Raw genomic sequence first — 19,167 nt, 5'->3', positions numbered from 1 at the left:
ATTTAAATAATTCATATATTTCGAATTCTAATTATTGCCAACAAAGATTAATGAAGAAAAAAATTCAAATAAAAGATATAGCTAAAGAGTTAAACATTTCCATTACAACGGTATCATTTGTAATTAATGGTAAGGCCAAAGAAAAAAATATAAGTAAGGCAGTTACCAAAAAAGTACTCGATTTGGTAGAAAAATGGGGCTACCAACCCAACACACTTGCCAAAAGTTTACGCACAGGTAAAACGAATGTAATCGGCTTTTTGGTTGATGATATTTCTGAACCTTTCTTTTCACAAATCGCTCATTTTTTGGATCAAAAGGCATCAGAAAGTGGCTATAAAATTCTTTTTAGCAGTACGCACAATAATTATGGCAAAGCAATTGAATTGCTTCAAATTTTCCGCGATAGGCATGTAGATGGTTATATCATGGCCCTACCGGAGGGACTTGAAAATGAAATTAAAAACTTAATACAAACAGATATTCCTGTAGTTTTATTTGACCGCTATGTTCCTGATCTCGAAACAGATTATGTTATTATTGATAATGTTGGTGCAACATTTAACGCTACTGAACATTTAATAAGCAATGGCTATAAAAACATTGCTTTTGTAACGCTCGACACGGAATTACAACAAATGCTTGATCGCGAATCTGGTTATGAGCAAGCAATGATAGCACATAATTTATCCTCAAAAATCAAAAGAATAGCTTATCATCAGTCTGATGATAGTCCAATTGAGCAGATGAAAAGGTTTTTTAACGAAGAAAAGCAATTAGAAGCCGTAATTTTTGCTGCGAACTATATTTGTTTAGATGGATTGAGAACCTTTAAACATATGGGTATAAAATCATCACCTAACGTTGCGGTAGTATCTTTCGATGACTTTGAATTACTTGAATTTTATAATCCTGCCATCACAGCTATTGCTCAGCCTGTCCAGGAAATTGCAGAAAATCTAATGAAAATATTATTATCTAAGTTAGAATCTAGTGGTTCAAGAACAGCCTTTAAACAGATTGTACTTTCTACCAATTTGAATATCAGAGAATCCACTGAAGGAAAAAATTAAAAAAAAAGCGGAATAAGTAATTACCTATTCCGCTCTGTTATTTTTATTTAAAGGATTAAACCGTCATTACATCCTTTTCTTTAGCCTCTGCGTGCTTGTCAACCTTGATAATGTAGGCATCAGTTAGTTTTTGAACTTCACCCTCGCCAGTTTTAATTTCATCATCAGAAACACCATCACCTTTTAATTTTTGAATTTTTGTGTTGGCATCTTTTCTGATATTACGAACCGTAATACGGCCGCGTTCAGCTTCCTCTTTAACCTTTTTAACCAAATCTTTTCTACGTTCTTCGGTTAATGGTGGTACTACCAAACGAATAACAATACCATCATTTTGAGGATTGATACCAATATTAGCATTTTGGATGGCTTTTTCTATCGGGCTCAATAATGATTTTTCCCATGGCTGGATAACAATGGTTCTTGCATCTGGCGTATTGATGCTCGATACTTGAGACAATGCTGTAGATGCACCATAGTAATCTACAAAAATACCATCTAGCATTCCTGCGGAAGCTTTACCTGCTCTAATTTTAGTTAATTCTGCTTCGCAATGATCGATTGCCTTATCCATAGAAGATTGAGCATCCATTAATTGCAATTGTATGAGTTCGTTCATAATAGGTGTATTTCTACAAAAATATAAATTTAATGCTTTATTTTACTAGCGTTCCAATCGGCTCACCATTGGCAATTTTCATGAAATTACCGTGTTTATTCATATCAAACACAATAATCGGAACTTGGTTTTCTTCACATAGTGTAAAGGCAGTCATGTCCATTACGTTTAATCCTTTTGCATAAACTTCTTTGAATGAAATTTCGTCGTACTTGGTTGCTAAAGGATCTTTTTCAGGATCTGCTGTATAAATACCATCAACACGTGTACCTTTTAATACGGCATCAGCTTTAATTTCAATTGCTCTTAATGCTGCTGCAGAATCGGTTGTAAAATATGGATTTCCGGTACCGGCTCCAAAAATAACTACACGGCCTTTTTCTAAGTGGCGAACAGCTCTTCTACGGATAAATGGTTCGCAGATTTGCTCCATCTTAATCGCAGTTAACAGACGGGTTTTTAAGCCCACTTTTTCCAAAGCATCCTGTAAAGCCATTGAGTTAATTACTGTTGCCAACATGCCCATATAATCAGCCTGAGCTCTATCCATCCCACTTTTTTCGGCACTTAAACCTCTAAAAATGTTTCCTCCTCCAATTACGATTGCGATTTCTAAACCTTTATCGTGTACTGCCTTAATATCTTCTGCGTACTGTTTAACACGCTCATTATCAATACCGTATTGTTTATCGCCCATAAGCGATTCGCCGCTAAGCTTTAGTAGGATGCGTTTGTATTTCATGACTCCAAAAATATTAACAATTTTTTAATACCTGGCTATGCTTTTTAACAATTGATGTAAATATTTAGATTGATATTTTTTCACCCTTAAATATCACTTCCTTTAAATTTAAAGCTTCATCTAAAACCAACAAATTGGCAACTTCTTCTTCGGCTATAGTTGCAGTTATATTTTCCAAACCAATCAAATTTGCAGGATATTTTGTTGCCATGTTAATTGCTTCATTTAATTGAATGTCGCAATGATTAACGCAATTTTGAACCGCTTGCAACATGGTTAACGAAGAGCCAGAGAGTGTTCCATCTGGCATCACAAATTTATCTCCATTTTTAACATGTTGGTACGGACCATTTGTACATTCTGTTACGGCATCGGTAATTAAAAACAAACGCTCTTTTAAAAGTTTTTTCGCAAATTTTACCACTTCAAAATCAACATGCTGTCCATCTACAATTATACTGGCGACAGCATTATGATGATTAAAAACTGCAGATGGAATGCCAGGTTCACGATGATGGATGGGACTCATTGCATTAAATAAATGTGTTGTGGTTTGAATGCCGGAGTTATATGCCTCTGTTGCTTCTTCAAAGGTGGCATTACTGTGCCCAAGTGAAACAAGAACTCCATTATCCAAAAGATACTGAACAACGTCATCATCATTACATTCAGGAGCAATCGTTATCATTTTGATCACACCATCACCAAAATCCAATAGTTTCTTTATTTCATCTAAAGATGCTCTACGAACAAATTCAGGAATGTGTGCGCCCAAACGCTTTGGATTTAGGAAAGGTCCTTCCAAATGCAAGCCCAAAAAGTTTCTTGCACTTTTACGGTGCTCCTTTGCAGCTACAATACAAGCATTAAATACTTCTGAAGTGTTGGTAGCCATACAAGCTAAAAATCCAGTGGTACCCTTTTTTAAAAGATCGTTTTCCATAATATTCAACGATTCTACTGTCGGGTCAGCTGAGAATAAACGTCCGCCTGCTCCATAAATCTGTAAATCGATAAAACCCGGAACAACTAATGATTCGGTTGAATGGATAGGTTCTGAATTTTGAATGGAAACGATTTTACCATCTTGAATATTTATACTTTTTCTTTCTTGTAAAGTATCGTTGTGATAAAATTTTGTATTTGATAGGTATAGCATAAGTTCATCTTTAAAGCATCTAATTTACTAAGTTGGAAGTGAATTTTAGGTGCTTATGAAGAAACTGTTATCATAAACCCGATAGCGTGGAAATACTTTTTGTTTTGTTATCGTCATAGATTGCCATGTTGCTCCCCCTCGCAATAACGATGTAGGAAAGGAAGAAGAGGCCAAAAAGATTGAAACAATTGCGGGGCTGCTATTGCCGAAGAATTACTGCCCGTTCATTTTCTAAAAAAGAATAAGCATAAAAAAACCGCCCTGATTTGCATCGGGCGGTTTCTATAATGTTATAAATGCTTATGCACCTAATTGAACACGTTTGAATGCTGTTACTGTTAAACCTTTAGAAGTATTATCTAAAAATTTACGAACATCTACTGAACTATCTTTAACAAACTCTTGGTTTAATAAAGTACTGTCTTTGTAGAATTTGTTCAATTTACCAGCAGCGATTTTCTCAACCATTTCTTCTGGTTTACCTTCAGCACGAATTACATCTTTAGCAATTTCGATTTCACGCTCAATAGTAGCCGGATCAACACCATCTTTATCAACAGCAACCGGGTTCATAGCTGCAATTTGCATTGCAACATCTTTACCTGCTTCAGTAATATCAGCACCATTAGCACCTTCAAACACTACTAAAACACCCATTTTACCGTTAGAGTGGATATAAGAAACGATTTTTTCACCAGAAATATTTGCATATTCCTGAATAACAATTTTCTCTCCAATTTTACCAGTTAATTCAGTGATGGTTTCTGCAACTGTACGTCCATCTTCTAAAGTAATTGCTGATAATTCTTCAGCAGAAGCAGGGTTATTTGCAACTGCTGCTGCTAAAACTGCTTGAGCTAAATTACGGAAATCCTCAACTTTAGAAACTGGTTCAGTTTCACATGCTAAAGCAACCAATTTGCCATTTGTACCATCTGCTGAAACAGCGATTGATACCAGACCTTCAGAAGTAGCATTACCAGAACGAGCGGCAGATACTTTTTGACCTTTTTTGCGCAATAAATCAACTGCTGCTTCGAAATCGCCGTTTGCTTCAACTAAAGCTTTTTTGCAATCCATCATACCAGCGCCAGTTTGTTGGCGTAATTTGTTCACATCTGCTGCAGAAATTTGTACTGTAGACATTTTTTTAGTTTTTAGGAATTTTTTATAAAATGATAAAAGTTACAGGTTAAAGGCTGCAAGTATTTACTTACAACTTATAACCTATAACTCATAACTTAATTATTCTTCTGTTTTTGTTTCTTCTGATGAAGGTGCTTCAACTTCCGCTTCAGCAGTTACCTTTTTAGTAGTTGGTCTTTTTTCACCAGCTGCTCTAGGCTCTTTTGTTTCAGGAGCATCAGCTGCAACTTTCGCTGCTACTGCTTCTTTTTCAGCTTCATCATCTTTTTCGCGTTTACGCTCATCTAAACCTTCTTCAATTGCTTTGATAATTACATCAGTAATTAAAGAGATTGATTTCGTAGCATCATCATTCGCCGGAATAGGGAAATCGATGTTTGAAGGATCAGAGTTTGTATCAACCATCGCAAAAGTTGGGATGTTTAATTTTAACGCTTCAGTTACTGCGATGTGCTCTTTCTTAACATCAATTAAGAATAAAGCTGCAGGTAAACGGTTTAAATCAGCAATACCACCTAAAAGTGATTCTAATTTAATACGTTCACGTTGAATCATCAAACGCTCTTTTTTCGAAAGAATCGAATAAGTACCGTCTTTAGTCATTTTATCGATGGTAACCATCTTTTTAATTGACTTACGAACTGTAGCAAAGTTAGTTAACATACCACCTAACCAACGCTCGGTTACGAAAGGCATGTTTACTTTTTTAGCTTGCTCAGCTACGATTCCTTTTGCTTGTTTTTTTGTTGAAACAAATAATACTTTACGTCCTGATTTTACGATTTGTTTAATCGCAGCCGCAGCTTCTTCAGTTTTAGTTAAAGTTTTATTTAAATCTATAATGTGAATTCCATTACGCTCCATGAAAATATAAGGAGCCATTTTTGGATTCCATTTACGGGTAAGGTGACCAAAGTGTACACCTGCATCCAATAAGTCTTGATAAGTTGTTCTTGCCATTGTTCTTGCCTCCTGTGATTAACGTTTACTGAATTGGAATTTCTTACGAGCCTTAGCACGTCCTGGTTTCTTACGCTCAACCATACGCATATCACGCGTCATTAGGCCTTTAGCACGTAATGCAGGTTTTTTCTCCGCATCTAGTTCAACAATCGCTTTAGCAATAGCTAAACGAACAGCTTCTGCTTGTCCTTTTACTCCACCACCTTGAACGTTTACAGTGATATCATAACGACCTGTAAGCTCAGAAACTTCTAAACTTTGGTTTACGATATATTGCAAAGGTAAAGTTGGGAAATAAACTTTGTGATCTTTACCGTTAACGGTAATTGCTCCGGCACCATCTTTTAAGTAGATACGTGCAACAGCTGTTTTTCTTCTTCCTGAAGTGTTAGTAACTGACATTTCTTAAAGTTTAATGGTTTTTGGAGATTGAGCTGCATGAGGGTGAGTTTCACCAGCATACACAAAAAGATTGGTGTAAAGTTTTTTACCCAATTTAGTTTTCGGTAACATACCACGTACCGCTTTCTCGATTACACGTTGAGGGTGTTTCGCCATTAACTCCTTAGGAGAAATAAAACGTTGACCACCTGGATAACCAGTATAAGAAACATATTGCTTTTCGCTGAATTTGTTTCCTGTCAATTTAACCTTGTCTGCATTGATAACAATAACATTATCTCCGCAATCTACGTGTGGGGTGTACTCAGGCTTGTTTTTACCACGGATGATCATAGCGATCTTCGATGACAAGCGCCCCAAAATCTCGCCTTGTGCATCAACAACAATCCACTGTTTGTTAACAGTTTTCGCATTGGCAGAGACAGTTTTGTAACTTAACGTATTCACTTGCTTGTATTTAATTAATTAAACAATTATTTATTCCCATTAAATTTGGGACTGCAAAGATAGATAGAATACTTTTATTATCAAATAGTTGATGGAAAAAAGTTTGATCATAATCGTTATTGTAAAGAACTTAGCGATGTGGCAATCTGATTAGAAGATTATTTGAAAAGCAAAATCAGTAGTTCTTCGTCTAACTTCGGCCCCGCTTTTTGTTGCAATCTTTTTTACAAAAGCCATTGCCTTTTATTTCGCCATTGCCAGGAAGAACTACCAAGCAATCTCACTTGTTCAGTTCAGCAAAAAAGTATTTCCACTGCAATCGGGTTTAGAGAGCATTTGCTTGTAATCTCTATTTATGGCCATTGCAATACCGATATATCATCTGGCTTATAACCAATCCGCTTTCTTATCCTAATCTTCTTTTCAATCAAATCTGTTCAATTCATTCCTTATTACTAATAGAAACAAGAATTATAAAATTCTTCTCTAAATTGGAACATCTAATTAAACTTTTATTACGCTATGTTCAATATTCAATTTTTATCCTCAACAGGCAAGAAAACTGATTTGCTAAACCAGAATAGTTTTGAGGTACAAAGCTTTTGCAAAAGCATCGATTGGTTACAAGAATGGAAAAATTATTATTATGCCTACCGCAGCGATGAAAACTTAAGTTATGAAGACTATTGGTATTTAGATCTGTCAGATGTTGACAATAAAAGAAACCTCAATGTTTTTTCCAACTATATCGATGAAAGAAACCTTCATAATGAAAATTTGAGCCTGATTGTAACCTTATCCTGGTATCATCTCGAAAGTTCAGGTTGGTTTACCAAATTAATTACTGGCAAAGCGGAGCAAAAAGTTTGGGATGCCAGACATGCAAACGAAATATTAATTCAAGATCTGTCTCAGATTGTTAAATGGTTTTTAGAAGGAGATTTAATACAGCTTAATTCAATTTTGCCAAATGAAGGTGAGCATCAATTCGATGTGGATTAAAAGCTTAAGTATTTATTAGTTTTTCCCGACATGATCCGCTAATTTATAGCCAGCGCTATTCGGATTTTTATCCTCTAAACAAATTAATATAATTAACGAAATTATTGGGATTAAGAAAGATATCAAAAACCAAAACCAGAAATTTCGACCAGTACGCTTGGCAAAAAAGCCAGCTAGCAATTGTGGCGATAACAATAGGCCAAGTATGATTGTACCAACAATAATTTCAGGCACAGCCTAATTTATTGTTTCTGCGGATCAAGCGGTGGTGCAGAAAGCAAACCTTTAATATCGCTTTCAACTTCTTCCTCTTCACCTTTTTTCTTTTTCTTCTTTTTATCTTTATTTGCCTTGCCGCTTAAACGTTCTTCAATAACCCTATCGTATTCAGTCTGCTGTTCGCCTTTTAAAACGTTGCGAATGTTTTTCGAAGTTTCGTTCTGTAGTTTATAGAATTTATCTACGTCCTCATCACGCGTGTTACCAGCCTGTTGTCTTTTAATCAAATCAGCTTGCTCTTTAGCCTGGTTGTATGTAAAGCGATAAATCACACTTTTTTGAGTGTCGTTTAGCTTCAATCTTTTATCCAAATCCTCCACATTTTTCTTTGCAATTTCATCTGGAGTTGGCATTTTATTTTGTTGTGCATTTGCTAAACCACTCATTCCAATCACCAAAAGAAATAAAAATATAATCTTCTTCATTTTGAATATTTTATAGTTGCAAAGTTACTTAATTATCTTAAAACAAGAAAGTCCCGATTTGCATCGAGACTTTCTAACGTTTTAATAAGTGAAAAACCTACAATGCTTTTTTATAAAGCTCTGAAACGGCATCCCAGTTAACTGCATTCCAAATAGCCGCCAAATAATCAGGGCGTTTATTTTGATATTTTAAATAATAAGCATGTTCCCAAACATCGATACCGAAAATTGGCGTACCTTTTACTTCAGCAACATCCATTAACGGACTATCTTGATTTGGTGTAGAAGAAACCTGAAGTTTTTTATCAGCACCAACTGATAACCAAGCCCAGCCAGAACCAAAACGAGTAGCTCCAGCATCTTGTAATTTAGTTTTCAATTCAGCAAATGAACCAAAAGTTTCGTTAATTGCTTTAGCTAAATCGCCAGTTGGCTCACCACCTTTATTCGGACCTAAAACTTTCCAAAACAAAGAGTGGTTGTAATGACCACCGCCGTTGTTTCTAACTGCAGCAGGATATTTCGAAATGTTTTTAACGATTTCTTCGATACTTAAACTTGCTTCAGGTTTACCTTCAACAGCTTTGTTTAAGTTTGTAACGTAAGCTTGGTGATGTTTATCATGGTGAATTTCCATGGTAGTTTTATCAATATGCGGTTCTAATGCATCGGTTGCGTACGGTAACGCAGGTAATTCAAAAGCCATAGTATTATGTTTTTAGATTTTAAAATGTTTCTAGTAGCAAATATAACATTCGTAGGTTAAGATTTGTTCATGATAATATCATCAAATCATTTTGCATAAGCCAAACGAAGCAATTCAGATTGTAAGTTTTTGGTATTTAATGGTGTAGCTAACAAAAATCTTATCTCTTTTTAGCAAAGAAATTTTTCATCAACGCTGCAGATTCATCGGCCAAAACACCTCCTTTGAGTTCGGTTTTAGGGTGCAGCAAGTTTGCATTTTTTGAAATAAAGCCTCGTTTCTCTTCTCTTGCGCCGTAAACAATACGACTAATTTGAGTCCAATAACTGGCACCGGCACACATCACGCAAGGCTCGATGGTAACGTACAAAGTACAATCTCTTAAATATTTTCCACCTATAGTTTGTGCAGCCGATGTAAAAGCCTGCATTTCTGCATGTGCAGTTACATCATTAAATTTTTCCGTTAAGTTATATCCACGACCAATTATTCTGTTTTTTGAAACAACAATTGCTCCAATTGGGATTTCATCTTCAGCCAATGCTTTTTTGGCTTCTTCTAAAGCCAATTTCATGTAATGAATATCGGCCTCTTCAGGATCGGTATTTTCGAAATTGTAAAAACTCATGAGGCAAATATAGTTTATATTGATAGTGAATGGGTGGTTATAACTTTTGAAGCGCAATACTTGTGCCCATCGATTTCTTTCCTCCATCTTTTCATATATCCTGCGGATAGAATCATTAAACAAGCTAGATCAACTTACTGCCGTTTGGAACCTTTTTATCAACTGCTGTTAAAACGATATCGCCATTTTCATCTGCGAAACCAGTTACCAAAAACTCCGACATAAATTTACCAATCTGCTTTTTCGGAAAATTTACAACACCAACAATTTGTTTTCCCGGTAGCTCTTCTATAGTATAATGTTTTGTAATTTGAGCACTGCTTGTTTTTATACCCAATGGCCCAAAATCTACCCTTAATTTATAGGCTGGTCTTCGTGCTTCTGGAAATTCAAAAGCTTCTAAAATTGTACCAACGCTCAATTCAACTTTTTCAAAATCATCCCAAGTAATTTGTTGCATAAACTCCATATTTTTATTTTAACAGCAGCTAATTTATTAAATAAAGTAAAAATAAATCATACATAATTAATTGATTTTATCATTTATTCAAACGGTTGCATTGAGCTTATTAGCCAAGTTAATCGTTTTATTAAATCAACATAAATATTTTTTTTGCATAGATTATTGAAAAAAATTTGCGAATTATAATTTAACAACTATCTTTATGCAACCGTTTGCATAACCAGATATTAATTTTAACCAAAACAAATGTATTTATTAGGTATTGATATAGGCACTTCGTCTATAAAAGTTGCAGTTGTAGATGCGAATAGTCAGAAATGTGTAGCAACAGCACAATATCCTGATCAAGAAACAGAAATAAAATCTGTTAAGGCGGGCTGGGCCGAACAATCACCATTAGATTGGTGGCACAATATGCAGCAGGCTATTCTGAAATTAAATGCAACAAAATTATTTAACCCTAAAGATATTTCAGCCATTGGCATTGCCTACCAAATGCATGGTTTAGTTGTAGTAGATAAAGATCAAAATGTTTTACGTGATAGCATTATCTGGTGCGACAGTAGAGCGGTGGAAATTGGCGACAAAGCATTTGATAAAATTGGTCATGAAAAAGCTTTAAGTAATTTACTAAATTCTCCAGGAAATTTTACAGCCTCAAAGCTGGCTTGGATAAAAGAGAATGAGCCTAACGTTTATCAAAAAATCGATAAAATTATGTTGCCTGGAGATTTTATCGCCATGAAGCTAACTGGAGAAATTACGACAAGCATTTCCGCACTATCAGAAGGTATTTTTTGGGATTTTCAGAAAGACGAGATTTCAAAAGATGTGATGGATTGCTATGGGTTAGATTATAATTTCATTCCAAAGGTAAATAAGCTTTTCTCTTCTCATGGAGTTTTAAAAGAAGGTATTGCTAAATTATTAGGTTTAACTGCAGGGATTCCAGTCGCTTACAAATCGGGTGATCAACCCAATAATGCTTTATCATTAAATGTGCTAAAACCAGGAGAAGTGGCTGCTACGGCAGGGACTTCAGGTGTAATTTACGGCGTTAGCGATAGCTTAACTTATGATAATCAATCTCGTGTAAATACTTTCGCCCATGTAACTTATTCTCCAACAGAAAAAAATACGGGTGTATTATTGTGTATTAATGGAACAGGCAGCATGTACCGCTGGGCAAAACATACCTTCGCACCAAAATCTACTTATCAGGAACTAAACCATCTGGCTAATCAAGCACCAATTGGCAGCAAAGGTTTAAAAGTTTTACCTTTCGGAAACGGAGCAGAACGCATGTTAAATAACAAATTTACCGGCGCTCAACTTTTAGGCATCGATTTAAACATCCACAATCAATCTGATATTTTTAGGGCTGTACAAGAAGGCATCGCATTTTCATTCAGATATGGTTTGGATATTATGCGGGAGAATGGGATGAAACCAAAAGTAATTAGGGCAGGGCGGGCTAACCTTTTTTTAAGTGATGTTTTTGCGCAAACCTTTGTAGATGTTACGGGTGTTCCTGTTGAATTATATGAAAACGATGGCAGTGTTGGTGCTGCGCTAGGGGCAGGAATAGGAGCTGGAATTTTCAAAACTGCAGAAGAAGCTTTTACACAACAGGAAGTTATCAAAACATTAATCCCTAAAAATTCGGAAGAATACGAACCCATTTATCAGGAGTGGAAAGAATTATTAATTAAAGCATTAAAATAGAACCACATAAATATATCACAATGACAAAAGTAGTAACAGGAGCAAAAGAATTTTTCAAAGGTATAGATCAAATTCAGTTCGAAGGATTAGAAAGCGATAACCCATTAGCATTTAGATGGTACGATGCCAATAAAATTGTAGCTGGCAAAACCATGAATGAGCACTTTAAGTTTGCGTGTGCCTATTGGCATTCATTTAATGGAAATGGCGCTGATCCATTTGGCGGTGCAACACATGTTTTTCCTTGGGATGAAAAAAGCGACGCAGTAGAGAGAGCTAAAGATAAAATGGATGCCGCATTTGAATTTATCACAAAAATGCAATTGCCATACTATTGTTTTCATGATGTGGATGTGGTTGATTATGGTGATAACGTTGTTGAGAACGAGCGCAGGTTGCAAGCTTTAGTAGAATATGCAAAGCAAAAGCAAGCAGAAAGTGGTGTAAAATTACTTTGGGGAACAGCAAACTTATTCAGCCATAAACGCTACATGAATGGTGCTTCAACAAATCCTGATTTCCATGTTTTGGCACACGGAGCGGCACAAGTGAAAGCTGCACTTGATGCAACAATTGCATTGGGTGGCGAAAATTATGTGTTCTGGGGCGGTAGAGAGGGCTACATGAGCTTACTAAACACGAATATGAAACGCGAACAAGAACACTTGGCCAAATTTTTACATACCGCAAAAGATTATGCCCGCAGCCAAGGTTTTAAAGGAACATTTTTTATTGAGCCAAAACCATGTGAACCATCTAAACACCAATATGATTACGATGCAGCAACTGTTAAAGGATTTTTGCAGGAGTACGATTTGCTTAATGATTTTAAATTAAACTTAGAGGTAAATCACGCTACATTGGCCGGGCATACTTTCCAACACGAATTGCAAGTTGCAGTTGATAACGGATTATTGGGATCAATTGATGCCAACAGGGGCGATTATCAAAATGGTTGGGATACAGATCAGTTTCCAAACGATATTAACGAATTAACAGAATCAATGTTGATTATTTTAGAAGGTGGTGGCTTAAAAGGTGGTGGTGTAAATTTTGATGCAAAAATCCGCCGCAACTCAACTGATCCTGCAGACCTATTTTATGCTCACGTAGGTGGAATGGATATTTTTGCAAGAGCTTTGATAACCGCTGATGCCATTCTTCAAAAATCTGATTACAAAAAAGTAAGAACCGATCGCTATGCCTCGTTCGATAGTGGGAAAGGTGCAGAATTTGAGCAGGGAAAACTAAGTTTAGAAGATTTAAGAAACTATGCCGCAGAAAATGGAGAGCCTGAAGTTCGCAGTGGTAAACAAGAATATTTAGAAAATTTGATCAATAGATATATATAAAATCTTGCCATAGCGAATAATAAATGTCGTATTAACATTTTTAAATCAAATAAATTAAAATTTAATTTATGATTTTATTACATTTAGCCTTCTAAACCAAATAACTTATCTTAAATGAAAGTAACAGATTACATTATTTTTCTAGCCTATTTTGCGCTCGTAGCAATTTATGGTTTCTGGATTTATCACCGTAAAAAGCAGGCTCAAATGAGCAGTAAGGATTATTTCCTTGCTGAAGGATCGCTTACCTGGTGGGCAATCGGAACGTCGTTAATCGCATCGAACATTAGTGCAGAGCAATTTGTGGCTATGAGTGGCGATGGATTTAAAATGGGATTAGCCATTTCTACTTACGAGTGGATGGCAGCTGCAACGCTGGTAATTGTGGCCACATTTTTTATCCCGGTATATCTTAAAAACAAGATTTATACCATGCCGCAGTTCTTAAGTCAACGATATAATGGTACCGTTGCCATGATTATGGCTGTGTTTTGGTTACTATTGTACGTGGTAGTAAACCTCACCTCAATACTATATCTTGGTGCGTTGGCGGTAAGCAGTATTTCGGGTATAGGCTTTTGGTATTGTATGACTGGTTTAGCCGTTTTTGCAGTGATTATTGCATTAGGTGGAATGAAAGTAATCGGTTATACCGATGTTATTCAGGTGGCTTTCTTAATTTTTGGTGGTTTAGCAACAACCTATTTAGCATTAAACCTGGTAAGTGATCACTTTGGTGGTGATGGTGTTTTAGATGGATTGGCATTTTTACGGGAGAAGGCTCCAGATCACTTCCATATGATTTTCAAAAAAGATAGTGCCAATTATGCTTCACTTCCAGGTATGACCGTTTTATTAGGCGGTATGTGGATTGTGAACTTAAACTATTGGGGCTGTAACCAATACATTACTCAACGTGCTTTAGGTGCCGATTTAAAAACTGCCCGTGCCGGTATTTTGTTTGCTGCATTTTTAAAGCTTTTAATGCCTCTAATTGTGGTTTTACCGGGTATTGCTGTTTATATGTTGTACCAGGAAAAAACTGGTATTGATGTAAATTCAATGATGCCAGGTGGCGAACTTCGCCCGGACAGAGCTTATCCAACATTATTAAACATTTTACCTACAGGCTTAAAAGGATTATCATTTGCCGCACTAACTGCAGCAATTGTGGCGTCTTTAGCTGGTAAGATCAATAGTATTTCTACTATCTATACCTTGGATATTTTTAAGAAACACATTAGAAAAGAAGCATCGGAGAAAAGTTTGGTTAGAACAGGTAGATTGGTTGTAATTGTTGCAATGGCCATTGCGGTAGCAATTTCTCCTTTCCTTGGTATTGATAAAAAAGGTGGATTCGAGTTTATTCAGGAGTACACAGGTTTTGTGAGTCCTGGTATATTTGCAATGTTTATACTTGGTTTCTTCTGGAAAAAAACGACATCAAACGCTGCATTATTTGCAACCATTGGCGGATTCGGTTTATCCGTTTTATTAAAATTCTTACCAGGAATGATGGATTTATCATTTTTGCATGATTTTGGCTTCTCTGTAGCCAATGCAGAAGGTATTTACGAAATACCTTTCTTGGATAGGATGGGCTTTGTATTTGTAATCTGTATTGTGGTGATGTTTACCATCAGTATGATTGAAAACAAAAAAGGCGATAAATCAAACGGTTTAGAAATTGATAGCAGTATGTTTAAGGTTGACCCAGGTTTTGCCGTTGGATCATTATTGGTTTGCGGAATTTTGGTAGCACTTTATTCTATCTTCTGGTAGAAAATAATATTGAATTATGAAAAGGGCTTTCTGGTTTAATTAAACTAGAAAGCCCTTTTTTTTAAGAAAATTGATAACTTTATAATGGTCTGCAAATGATTAGCAATTAGGGTTTTGCGTTAACGATTGAAGCGGCATCCCCCGATTTTTCATCGGGAATATAGCGGAAAGCGTGTTAAACCGAGGCTTTGCCGAGTTCATTGATACCAAGCAATAGAAACTTATCAATAAACGCCCCAAATAAACAAAGACTTATGAAAGCACCAGATTATTATCAACCAATTATGCCTTACCTCATAGTTAAAAACGCAGAAAATTTTATTGAATTTTTAAAAGCTGTTTCAATGCTGAAATTAAGTTGGTAGTACCCAGAGCAGATGGAACGGTGATGCATGCCGAGGCAGTGATCGATAAGGGAACCATTATGTTTGCCAATGCAAATGCAGATTGCCCATCATTTCCTGCAGGAATGTTTATTTTCTCACCTCGGGCAATTTCATTTTATGATCAGGCTATCGCTTATGGAGCAAAATCTGTACAAGAGCCAGATTTAAGAGAATATGGTTTAAATGCAGGCTTTGAAGATAAATGGGGTAATATGTGGTGGGTTACGGTTCCTGCAGTAGATTAATTATTGCGCACAAGGTCCATCAGGAATTTCCTTACTAATCTTAATTACCTTTGTCACTACTATTGTAGAATCGAAATCTGCTGAAACTGTTGAGGTATCAGATTTTGCAATATATCCTTCTAACTCTACATATACGGGTTCGTATGGCTTTTCAAAACCTAAGTTACTGTATGATAGCTCTAAATTTTTCACACTGTCAGTTACCCAATATTCTCTACCGTCTTCGCAAAGAGTAAAAGATTTCATTTCTGGTCCAAAACTGTAAAGTCCTTTTACAATTTTTAATTTACTTTTCCCGCCTTCAGCTTTTTCCGTTCTATTACAAGCGGTAGCCGCTACGCCAAGGAGCACAACAAATACAAATGCTTGTTTAAATAATCTCATCCTATATTGCTTGATTAATCTGGTCTATCTTTTTAACACTTAAATTTGATGACAAAGCAGATGCCAAAAATGAAAAAGTACCAACTGTGATAAACACTAAAATAAAGTCTTTCCATTTCAGTCCGATGGGATAGGAATTAACTAAAGTTCCTTCGCCCATTTTTATCAGACCAAATGTATGTTGAACATAATAAAAAGCTACACCAATTAATAGCCCTAATACGCATCCAGACATGGTTATCATCATGCCTTCGAATAAAAAAATACGTTTTATTAATTTTTTACTAGCCCCTAAGCTGCTTAAAATGGCAATGTCTTTTACCTTATCAATTACCAGCATGGTAAGCGAACCAACTATATTAAATATAGCAATTATTAAAATAAAAGTTAAAATTATATAGACCATACTTTTTTCTGAATTAAAAATATGATGTAAGGAACTGTTTTGCTGTGCCCTATTTTGCACAACATAAGCACTTCCTAATTTTTGGGCTATTTCATCCTTGTAACTATCAACATCTACATTCGGATTAAAATCGATCTCAATGGCAGAAACATTCTTGCTTTCATCAAGCAATTCTCTGGCAAATGCAAGCGGTACAATAATCCCGTTATCAAACTCCTGCTGCACCTCAAATACACCACTTACGCGAATGCTTTTGGCAATAAAATCATCGGTTGGATTTAATGAGTTTACCGAGATATCTTTTTTGGGAGAATAAATTTCCAGTTCGGTAAAAGGATCTAAAGTATTTACAGCCAAATAGCTTTGCAATGCAGAACCCATCACTCCATTGAAACCGCTTTTATTTTGAAGGATAAATCTGCCTTCTTTTATTGTACTATCTAACTTTGTATTTTTTAGATAATCGGCGCTTACTCCTTTCACTAAACCCACAGCTTGCTTATCGTTATATTTTAACAAGGCCTTTTCTTGTAGCACTTCTGAAAAAGCATATACATCTTTATTTTTTTTTAGGCCGTTAAAATACTTGGTGTCTGGATCGAAAGTTTTTCCTTTTGCAGGGGTTATCGCTATTTGGGGCGTAATGGTATCAAACATGCCCAAAACCACGGTTTCTAATCCATTAAATACAGAAAGAATAATAATTAAAGCCGCACTGCCAACCATAACACCCAGCATTGATATACCCGATATCAAGTTAATGGCATTGGTAGATTTTTTAGCAAACAGGTAACGTTTTGCAATATATAGTGCGGTGTTCACAGTGGCAAAGATAATTAAAAGGTTGAGGGTTTAAAGGTGAAAGGCAGATGGTCTAATCCATTTTTACACTTAAAAAAACGGGTTATTTTGTTTCTCGAAACCAATCGTAGTAGCTGGCCCATGACCAGGATAAACATTTGTTTCATCAGGTAAAACGAAAAGTTTTGATGAAATGTTTTGAATTAATTGCTGATGATTTCCACCAGGCAAATCAGTGCGACCGATACTACCATAAAACAATACATCACCGCCTATTAAAATCGCATCCTCCTCACTGTAAAAGCATAAATGTGCAGGCGAATGTCCGGGAGCAAAAATCAGCTTTAATGTAGTATTACCAAAGCTAATGCTTCCAGTTTCGGGTAAATACTCATCTGGTAAAGGAGAAATATCATATTTTGTGAAACCCATAGATGGTGCATAACTCGGCACTGCCTGCAATACCTGCAATTCACCTTCATGAAATTTAGGCTTTAAGCCATAAGTATCATAAATGAATTTGTTACCAAAAACATGATCGATATGACAATGTGTATTGAGGAGCAAAACCGGTTGAAGATTTTCCTGTTGAATAAAGGCAGTTAGCTCATTTTGCTCAAATCCCTCGTACATACCTGGATCAATAATGATGCATTCTTTCGTTTCATCATAAAGGACGTAAGTATTTTCGCTATAAGCGTTAAACGTGAATATTTTTACGGTGATCATAAGTTGTTGTGAATGAAATTTGAGATATCAATAATAACGTATTCAGGAATATTTGCTGGAATATTATATTCTGCTGGATTACTTAATTTGCCTTCTCCTTCAGTGAATGAATGATTGAGCTTTGGATAGCTTTTAATTACTACATTTTTAGATTTTCCGATTGCCTTCTTCCAGATATTGAGATCGGTTAAGGTAACCTGATAATCTCGTTCTCCCTGTAAAATCAACATAGGCAATTTTAATTTTTTTGCTGTTGAAACTTGATTTCTTTTATTAAGATCGGTAAAATAGCTTGCATTTGCTCCCATTAGCAGTTTGTTTTGATTTTTAATGGTGTCGGCATGAGCAATTTGTCCAGCCAATTTTAAGTTTGCCGCCAAGGCAACAGAATCTTTTACCAAATAACGAAATTGTTCATTGAGCATTTCACCAATCGGCCTGGCGGGAGCTGCCAACATCACTATTCCAGATAACAACTCATTGTTTAATGCAATTTCGGGAGCAAGTTGTGCACCTAAACTATGCCCTAAAAGAACGACTTTTTTCAGCTTCGAATTATTTAATTTGCTGGCAAATAGAATTGCAGATGAAGCATCATCTATTACCTCTTCTTTAACACCAACATTTTTACCATCAGCTACCGATTTACTACCATAAATCCGTGTACGTTTATCATATCTTACCGTTGCAATTCCCTTTGCCGCCAAACCTAAAGCCAAATCGCGAAATGGTTTTAAGTTGCCAGTTTGTTCATCCATATTTTGAGGACCTGAACCATGAATTAACACCACTACAGGGTAATTAGCACCTACTTTTGGTTTTGTTAGTAAGCCCGGTAGTTTAAAATCGCCAGTTTCTATGAAAATATTTTCTTCTATATAACTATCCTTTTTTACATACAACGGATCGGTATATTTAATGATGTAATTCTCGGCAGTAATAAAAAGTCCGGCAATTTTATTTTGATCATTTAAGGTTAATGCGAATACTGGTTTTGCCCGATCAAATGCAACGGTAAGTAGCACATAGTTTATGTTTTTTTGAGTGTAAGTGCTCGCTTTAATTATAGAATTAAAACTTCCATAACTTGTTAGAAACTGTTCTTGTAGTGATTTTATTTTTTCGATACTTACTTTAGATTGGAATTCTTTATCAAAATAAGGATAAGCTTTCGCCATATCTCCACTGATAAAAGAATTAAAAAATTGATTGGCCTGTACCAACGTACTGTCTGATTGTGAATAAGCCACTCGAGTGAAAAGCAGGAAGCTGATTAAAAATAATGTAAGTTTATGCATGCTAT

Annotated in this window: 21 protein-coding genes; 6 read left to right on the top strand and 15 right to left on the bottom strand. The window is 35.7% G+C overall.

The features are described from left to right. Nucleotides 1-50 precede the first annotated feature (50 nt). The gene (locus LUA91_RS08840; RefSeq protein ID WP_231425689.1) at nucleotides 51-1,073 is read left to right on the top strand and encodes a LacI family DNA-binding transcriptional regulator; all 1,023 of its coding nucleotides are present in this window, start codon (nucleotides 51-53) and stop codon (nucleotides 1,071-1,073) included. 55 nt (nucleotides 1,074-1,128) lie between these two features. Here the strand turns inward: LUA91_RS08840 and frr are convergent, their stop codons facing one another. The 7 genes from frr to rplM all read right to left on the bottom strand — a co-directional run bounded on the left by frr (nucleotide 1,129) and on the right by rplM (nucleotide 6,551). Further along, the gene (frr, locus tag LUA91_RS08835; protein WP_231425688.1) at nucleotides 1,129-1,692 is read right to left on the bottom strand and encodes a ribosome recycling factor; all 564 of its coding nucleotides are present in this window, start codon (nucleotides 1,690-1,692) and stop codon (nucleotides 1,129-1,131) included. 37 nt (nucleotides 1,693-1,729) lie between these two features. Continuing rightward, the gene (gene pyrH, locus LUA91_RS08830; RefSeq protein WP_231425687.1) at nucleotides 1,730-2,434 is read right to left on the bottom strand and encodes a UMP kinase; all 705 of its coding nucleotides are present in this window, start codon (nucleotides 2,432-2,434) and stop codon (nucleotides 1,730-1,732) included. Between the two features lie 64 nt (nucleotides 2,435-2,498). Next, nucleotides 2,499-3,593, bottom strand: coding sequence for an N-acetylglucosamine-6-phosphate deacetylase (nagA, locus tag LUA91_RS08825; RefSeq protein WP_231425686.1), 1,095 nt, complete (start codon nucleotides 3,591-3,593; stop codon nucleotides 2,499-2,501). A gap of 300 nt (nucleotides 3,594-3,893) precedes the next feature. Next, nucleotides 3,894-4,739, bottom strand: a complete 846-nt coding sequence (gene tsf / locus LUA91_RS08820; protein ID WP_231425685.1) for a translation elongation factor Ts — start codon at nucleotides 4,737-4,739, stop codon at nucleotides 3,894-3,896. A gap of 99 nt (nucleotides 4,740-4,838) precedes the next feature. After that, entirely contained in the window at nucleotides 4,839-5,699 is an 861-nt protein-coding gene (gene rpsB, locus LUA91_RS08815; RefSeq protein WP_231425684.1) for a 30S ribosomal protein S2, read from the bottom strand. A gap of 18 nt (nucleotides 5,700-5,717) precedes the next feature. Beyond that, on the bottom strand, nucleotides 5,718-6,104 hold the full coding sequence (gene rpsI, locus LUA91_RS08810) for a 30S ribosomal protein S9 (RefSeq protein WP_055913282.1): 387 nt from the start codon (nucleotides 6,102-6,104) through the stop codon (nucleotides 5,718-5,720). Between the two features lie 3 nt (nucleotides 6,105-6,107). Then, complete coding sequence (gene rplM / locus LUA91_RS08805; protein ID WP_010602007.1) at nucleotides 6,108-6,551, bottom strand: 50S ribosomal protein L13; 444 nt, start codon at nucleotides 6,549-6,551, stop codon at nucleotides 6,108-6,110. Nucleotides 6,552-7,073: 522 nt separating this feature from the next. Between rplM and LUA91_RS08800 the strand changes: the two genes are divergently transcribed. After that, nucleotides 7,074-7,553: a hypothetical protein gene (locus tag LUA91_RS08800; RefSeq protein ID WP_231425683.1), complete on the top strand. Its 480-nt coding sequence runs from the start codon at nucleotides 7,074-7,076 to the stop codon at nucleotides 7,551-7,553. A gap of 242 nt (nucleotides 7,554-7,795) precedes the next feature. Here the strand turns inward: LUA91_RS08800 and LUA91_RS08795 are convergent, their stop codons facing one another. The 4 genes from LUA91_RS08795 to LUA91_RS08780 form a co-directional block, all read right to left on the bottom strand. Then, nucleotides 7,796-8,257, bottom strand: a complete 462-nt coding sequence (locus LUA91_RS08795) for a hypothetical protein (RefSeq protein ID WP_231425682.1) — start codon at nucleotides 8,255-8,257, stop codon at nucleotides 7,796-7,798. A gap of 97 nt (nucleotides 8,258-8,354) precedes the next feature. Beyond that, on the bottom strand, nucleotides 8,355-8,963 hold the full coding sequence (locus tag LUA91_RS08790; protein WP_231425681.1) for a superoxide dismutase: 609 nt from the start codon (nucleotides 8,961-8,963) through the stop codon (nucleotides 8,355-8,357). A 160-nt stretch (nucleotides 8,964-9,123) separates the two neighbouring features. Further along, nucleotides 9,124-9,591, bottom strand: a complete 468-nt coding sequence (locus LUA91_RS08785; protein WP_231425680.1) for a nucleoside deaminase — start codon at nucleotides 9,589-9,591, stop codon at nucleotides 9,124-9,126. A 124-nt stretch (nucleotides 9,592-9,715) separates the two neighbouring features. After that, entirely contained in the window at nucleotides 9,716-10,051 is a 336-nt protein-coding gene (locus tag LUA91_RS08780; protein ID WP_231425679.1) for a tRNA-binding protein, read from the bottom strand. Between the two features lie 249 nt (nucleotides 10,052-10,300). On the opposite strand from LUA91_RS08780, the gene LUA91_RS08775 reads away from it, so the two are divergent. The 4 genes from LUA91_RS08775 (at nucleotide 10,301) to LUA91_RS08760 (ending at nucleotide 15,544) form a co-directional block, all read left to right on the top strand. Further along, nucleotides 10,301-11,779, top strand: a complete 1,479-nt coding sequence (locus LUA91_RS08775; RefSeq protein WP_231425678.1) for a xylulokinase — start codon at nucleotides 10,301-10,303, stop codon at nucleotides 11,777-11,779. Nucleotides 11,780-11,799: 20 nt separating this feature from the next. Beyond that, complete coding sequence (gene xylA / locus LUA91_RS08770; protein ID WP_231425677.1) at nucleotides 11,800-13,131, top strand: xylose isomerase; 1,332 nt, start codon at nucleotides 11,800-11,802, stop codon at nucleotides 13,129-13,131. Between the two features lie 114 nt (nucleotides 13,132-13,245). After that, nucleotides 13,246-14,913, top strand: a complete 1,668-nt coding sequence (locus LUA91_RS08765; protein WP_231425676.1) for a sodium/sugar symporter — start codon at nucleotides 13,246-13,248, stop codon at nucleotides 14,911-14,913. A gap of 358 nt (nucleotides 14,914-15,271) precedes the next feature. After that, entirely contained in the window at nucleotides 15,272-15,544 is a 273-nt protein-coding gene (locus LUA91_RS08760; protein ID WP_231425675.1) for a glyoxalase/bleomycin resistance/extradiol dioxygenase family protein, read from the top strand. Here LUA91_RS08760 and LUA91_RS08755 read toward each other — a convergent pair whose 3' ends face one another. The 4 genes from LUA91_RS08755 to LUA91_RS08740 form a co-directional block, all read right to left on the bottom strand. After that, nucleotides 15,545-15,928, bottom strand: a complete 384-nt coding sequence (locus tag LUA91_RS08755) for a hypothetical protein (protein WP_231425674.1) — start codon at nucleotides 15,926-15,928, stop codon at nucleotides 15,545-15,547. Nucleotide 15,929: 1 nt separating this feature from the next. Further along, on the bottom strand, nucleotides 15,930-17,156 hold the full coding sequence (locus LUA91_RS08750) for an ABC transporter permease (protein WP_231425673.1): 1,227 nt from the start codon (nucleotides 17,154-17,156) through the stop codon (nucleotides 15,930-15,932). A 69-nt stretch (nucleotides 17,157-17,225) separates the two neighbouring features. After that, a complete protein-coding gene (locus LUA91_RS08745; RefSeq protein WP_231425672.1) occupies nucleotides 17,226-17,864 on the bottom strand; it encodes an MBL fold metallo-hydrolase in 639 nt (212 codons plus the stop codon). Then, nucleotides 17,861-19,162, bottom strand: coding sequence for an alpha/beta fold hydrolase (locus tag LUA91_RS08740; RefSeq protein ID WP_231425671.1), 1,302 nt, complete (start codon nucleotides 19,160-19,162; stop codon nucleotides 17,861-17,863). Before LUA91_RS08740 ends, LUA91_RS08745 begins: the two co-directional genes overlap by 4 nt. Nucleotides 19,163-19,167 lie beyond the last annotated feature (5 nt).

Origin of the sequence: Pedobacter sp. Leaf250 (assembly GCF_920984735.1) — a bacterium.
Lineage (GTDB): Bacteria > Bacteroidota > Bacteroidia > Sphingobacteriales > Sphingobacteriaceae > Pedobacter.
This window is presented reverse-complemented; position numbering and strand designations above follow the sequence as displayed.

Coding starts and splice junctions, on each gene's coding strand:
- LUA91_RS08840 (WP_231425689.1), top strand. CDS start 51: ATGAAGAAAAAAATTCAAATAAAAGATATAGCTAAAGAGTTAAACATT.
- frr (WP_231425688.1), bottom strand. CDS start 1,692: ATGAACGAACTCATACAATTGCAATTAATGGATGCTCAATCTTCTATG.
- pyrH (WP_231425687.1), bottom strand. CDS start 2,434: ATGAAATACAAACGCATCCTACTAAAGCTTAGCGGCGAATCGCTTATG.
- nagA (WP_231425686.1), bottom strand. CDS start 3,593: ATGCTATACCTATCAAATACAAAATTTTATCACAACGATACTTTACAA.
- tsf (WP_231425685.1), bottom strand. CDS start 4,739: ATGTCTACAGTACAAATTTCTGCAGCAGATGTGAACAAATTACGCCAA.
- rpsB (WP_231425684.1), bottom strand. CDS start 5,699: ATGGCAAGAACAACTTATCAAGACTTATTGGATGCAGGTGTACACTTT.
- rpsI (WP_055913282.1), bottom strand. CDS start 6,104: ATGTCAGTTACTAACACTTCAGGAAGAAGAAAAACAGCTGTTGCACGT.
- LUA91_RS08800 (WP_231425683.1), top strand. CDS start 7,074: ATGTTCAATATTCAATTTTTATCCTCAACAGGCAAGAAAACTGATTTG.
- LUA91_RS08795 (WP_231425682.1), bottom strand. CDS start 8,257: ATGAAGAAGATTATATTTTTATTTCTTTTGGTGATTGGAATGAGTGGT.
- LUA91_RS08790 (WP_231425681.1), bottom strand. CDS start 8,963: ATGGCTTTTGAATTACCTGCGTTACCGTACGCAACCGATGCATTAGAA.
- LUA91_RS08785 (WP_231425680.1), bottom strand. CDS start 9,591: ATGAGTTTTTACAATTTCGAAAATACCGATCCTGAAGAGGCCGATATT.
- LUA91_RS08780 (WP_231425679.1), bottom strand. CDS start 10,051: ATGCAACAAATTACTTGGGATGATTTTGAAAAAGTTGAATTGAGCGTT.
- LUA91_RS08775 (WP_231425678.1), top strand. CDS start 10,301: ATGTATTTATTAGGTATTGATATAGGCACTTCGTCTATAAAAGTTGCA.
- xylA (WP_231425677.1), top strand. CDS start 11,800: ATGACAAAAGTAGTAACAGGAGCAAAAGAATTTTTCAAAGGTATAGAT.
- LUA91_RS08765 (WP_231425676.1), top strand. CDS start 13,246: ATGAAAGTAACAGATTACATTATTTTTCTAGCCTATTTTGCGCTCGTA.
- LUA91_RS08755 (WP_231425674.1), bottom strand. CDS start 15,928: ATGAGATTATTTAAACAAGCATTTGTATTTGTTGTGCTCCTTGGCGTA.
- LUA91_RS08745 (WP_231425672.1), bottom strand. CDS start 17,864: ATGATCACCGTAAAAATATTCACGTTTAACGCTTATAGCGAAAATACT.
- LUA91_RS08740 (WP_231425671.1), bottom strand. CDS start 19,162: ATGCATAAACTTACATTATTTTTAATCAGCTTCCTGCTTTTCACTCGA.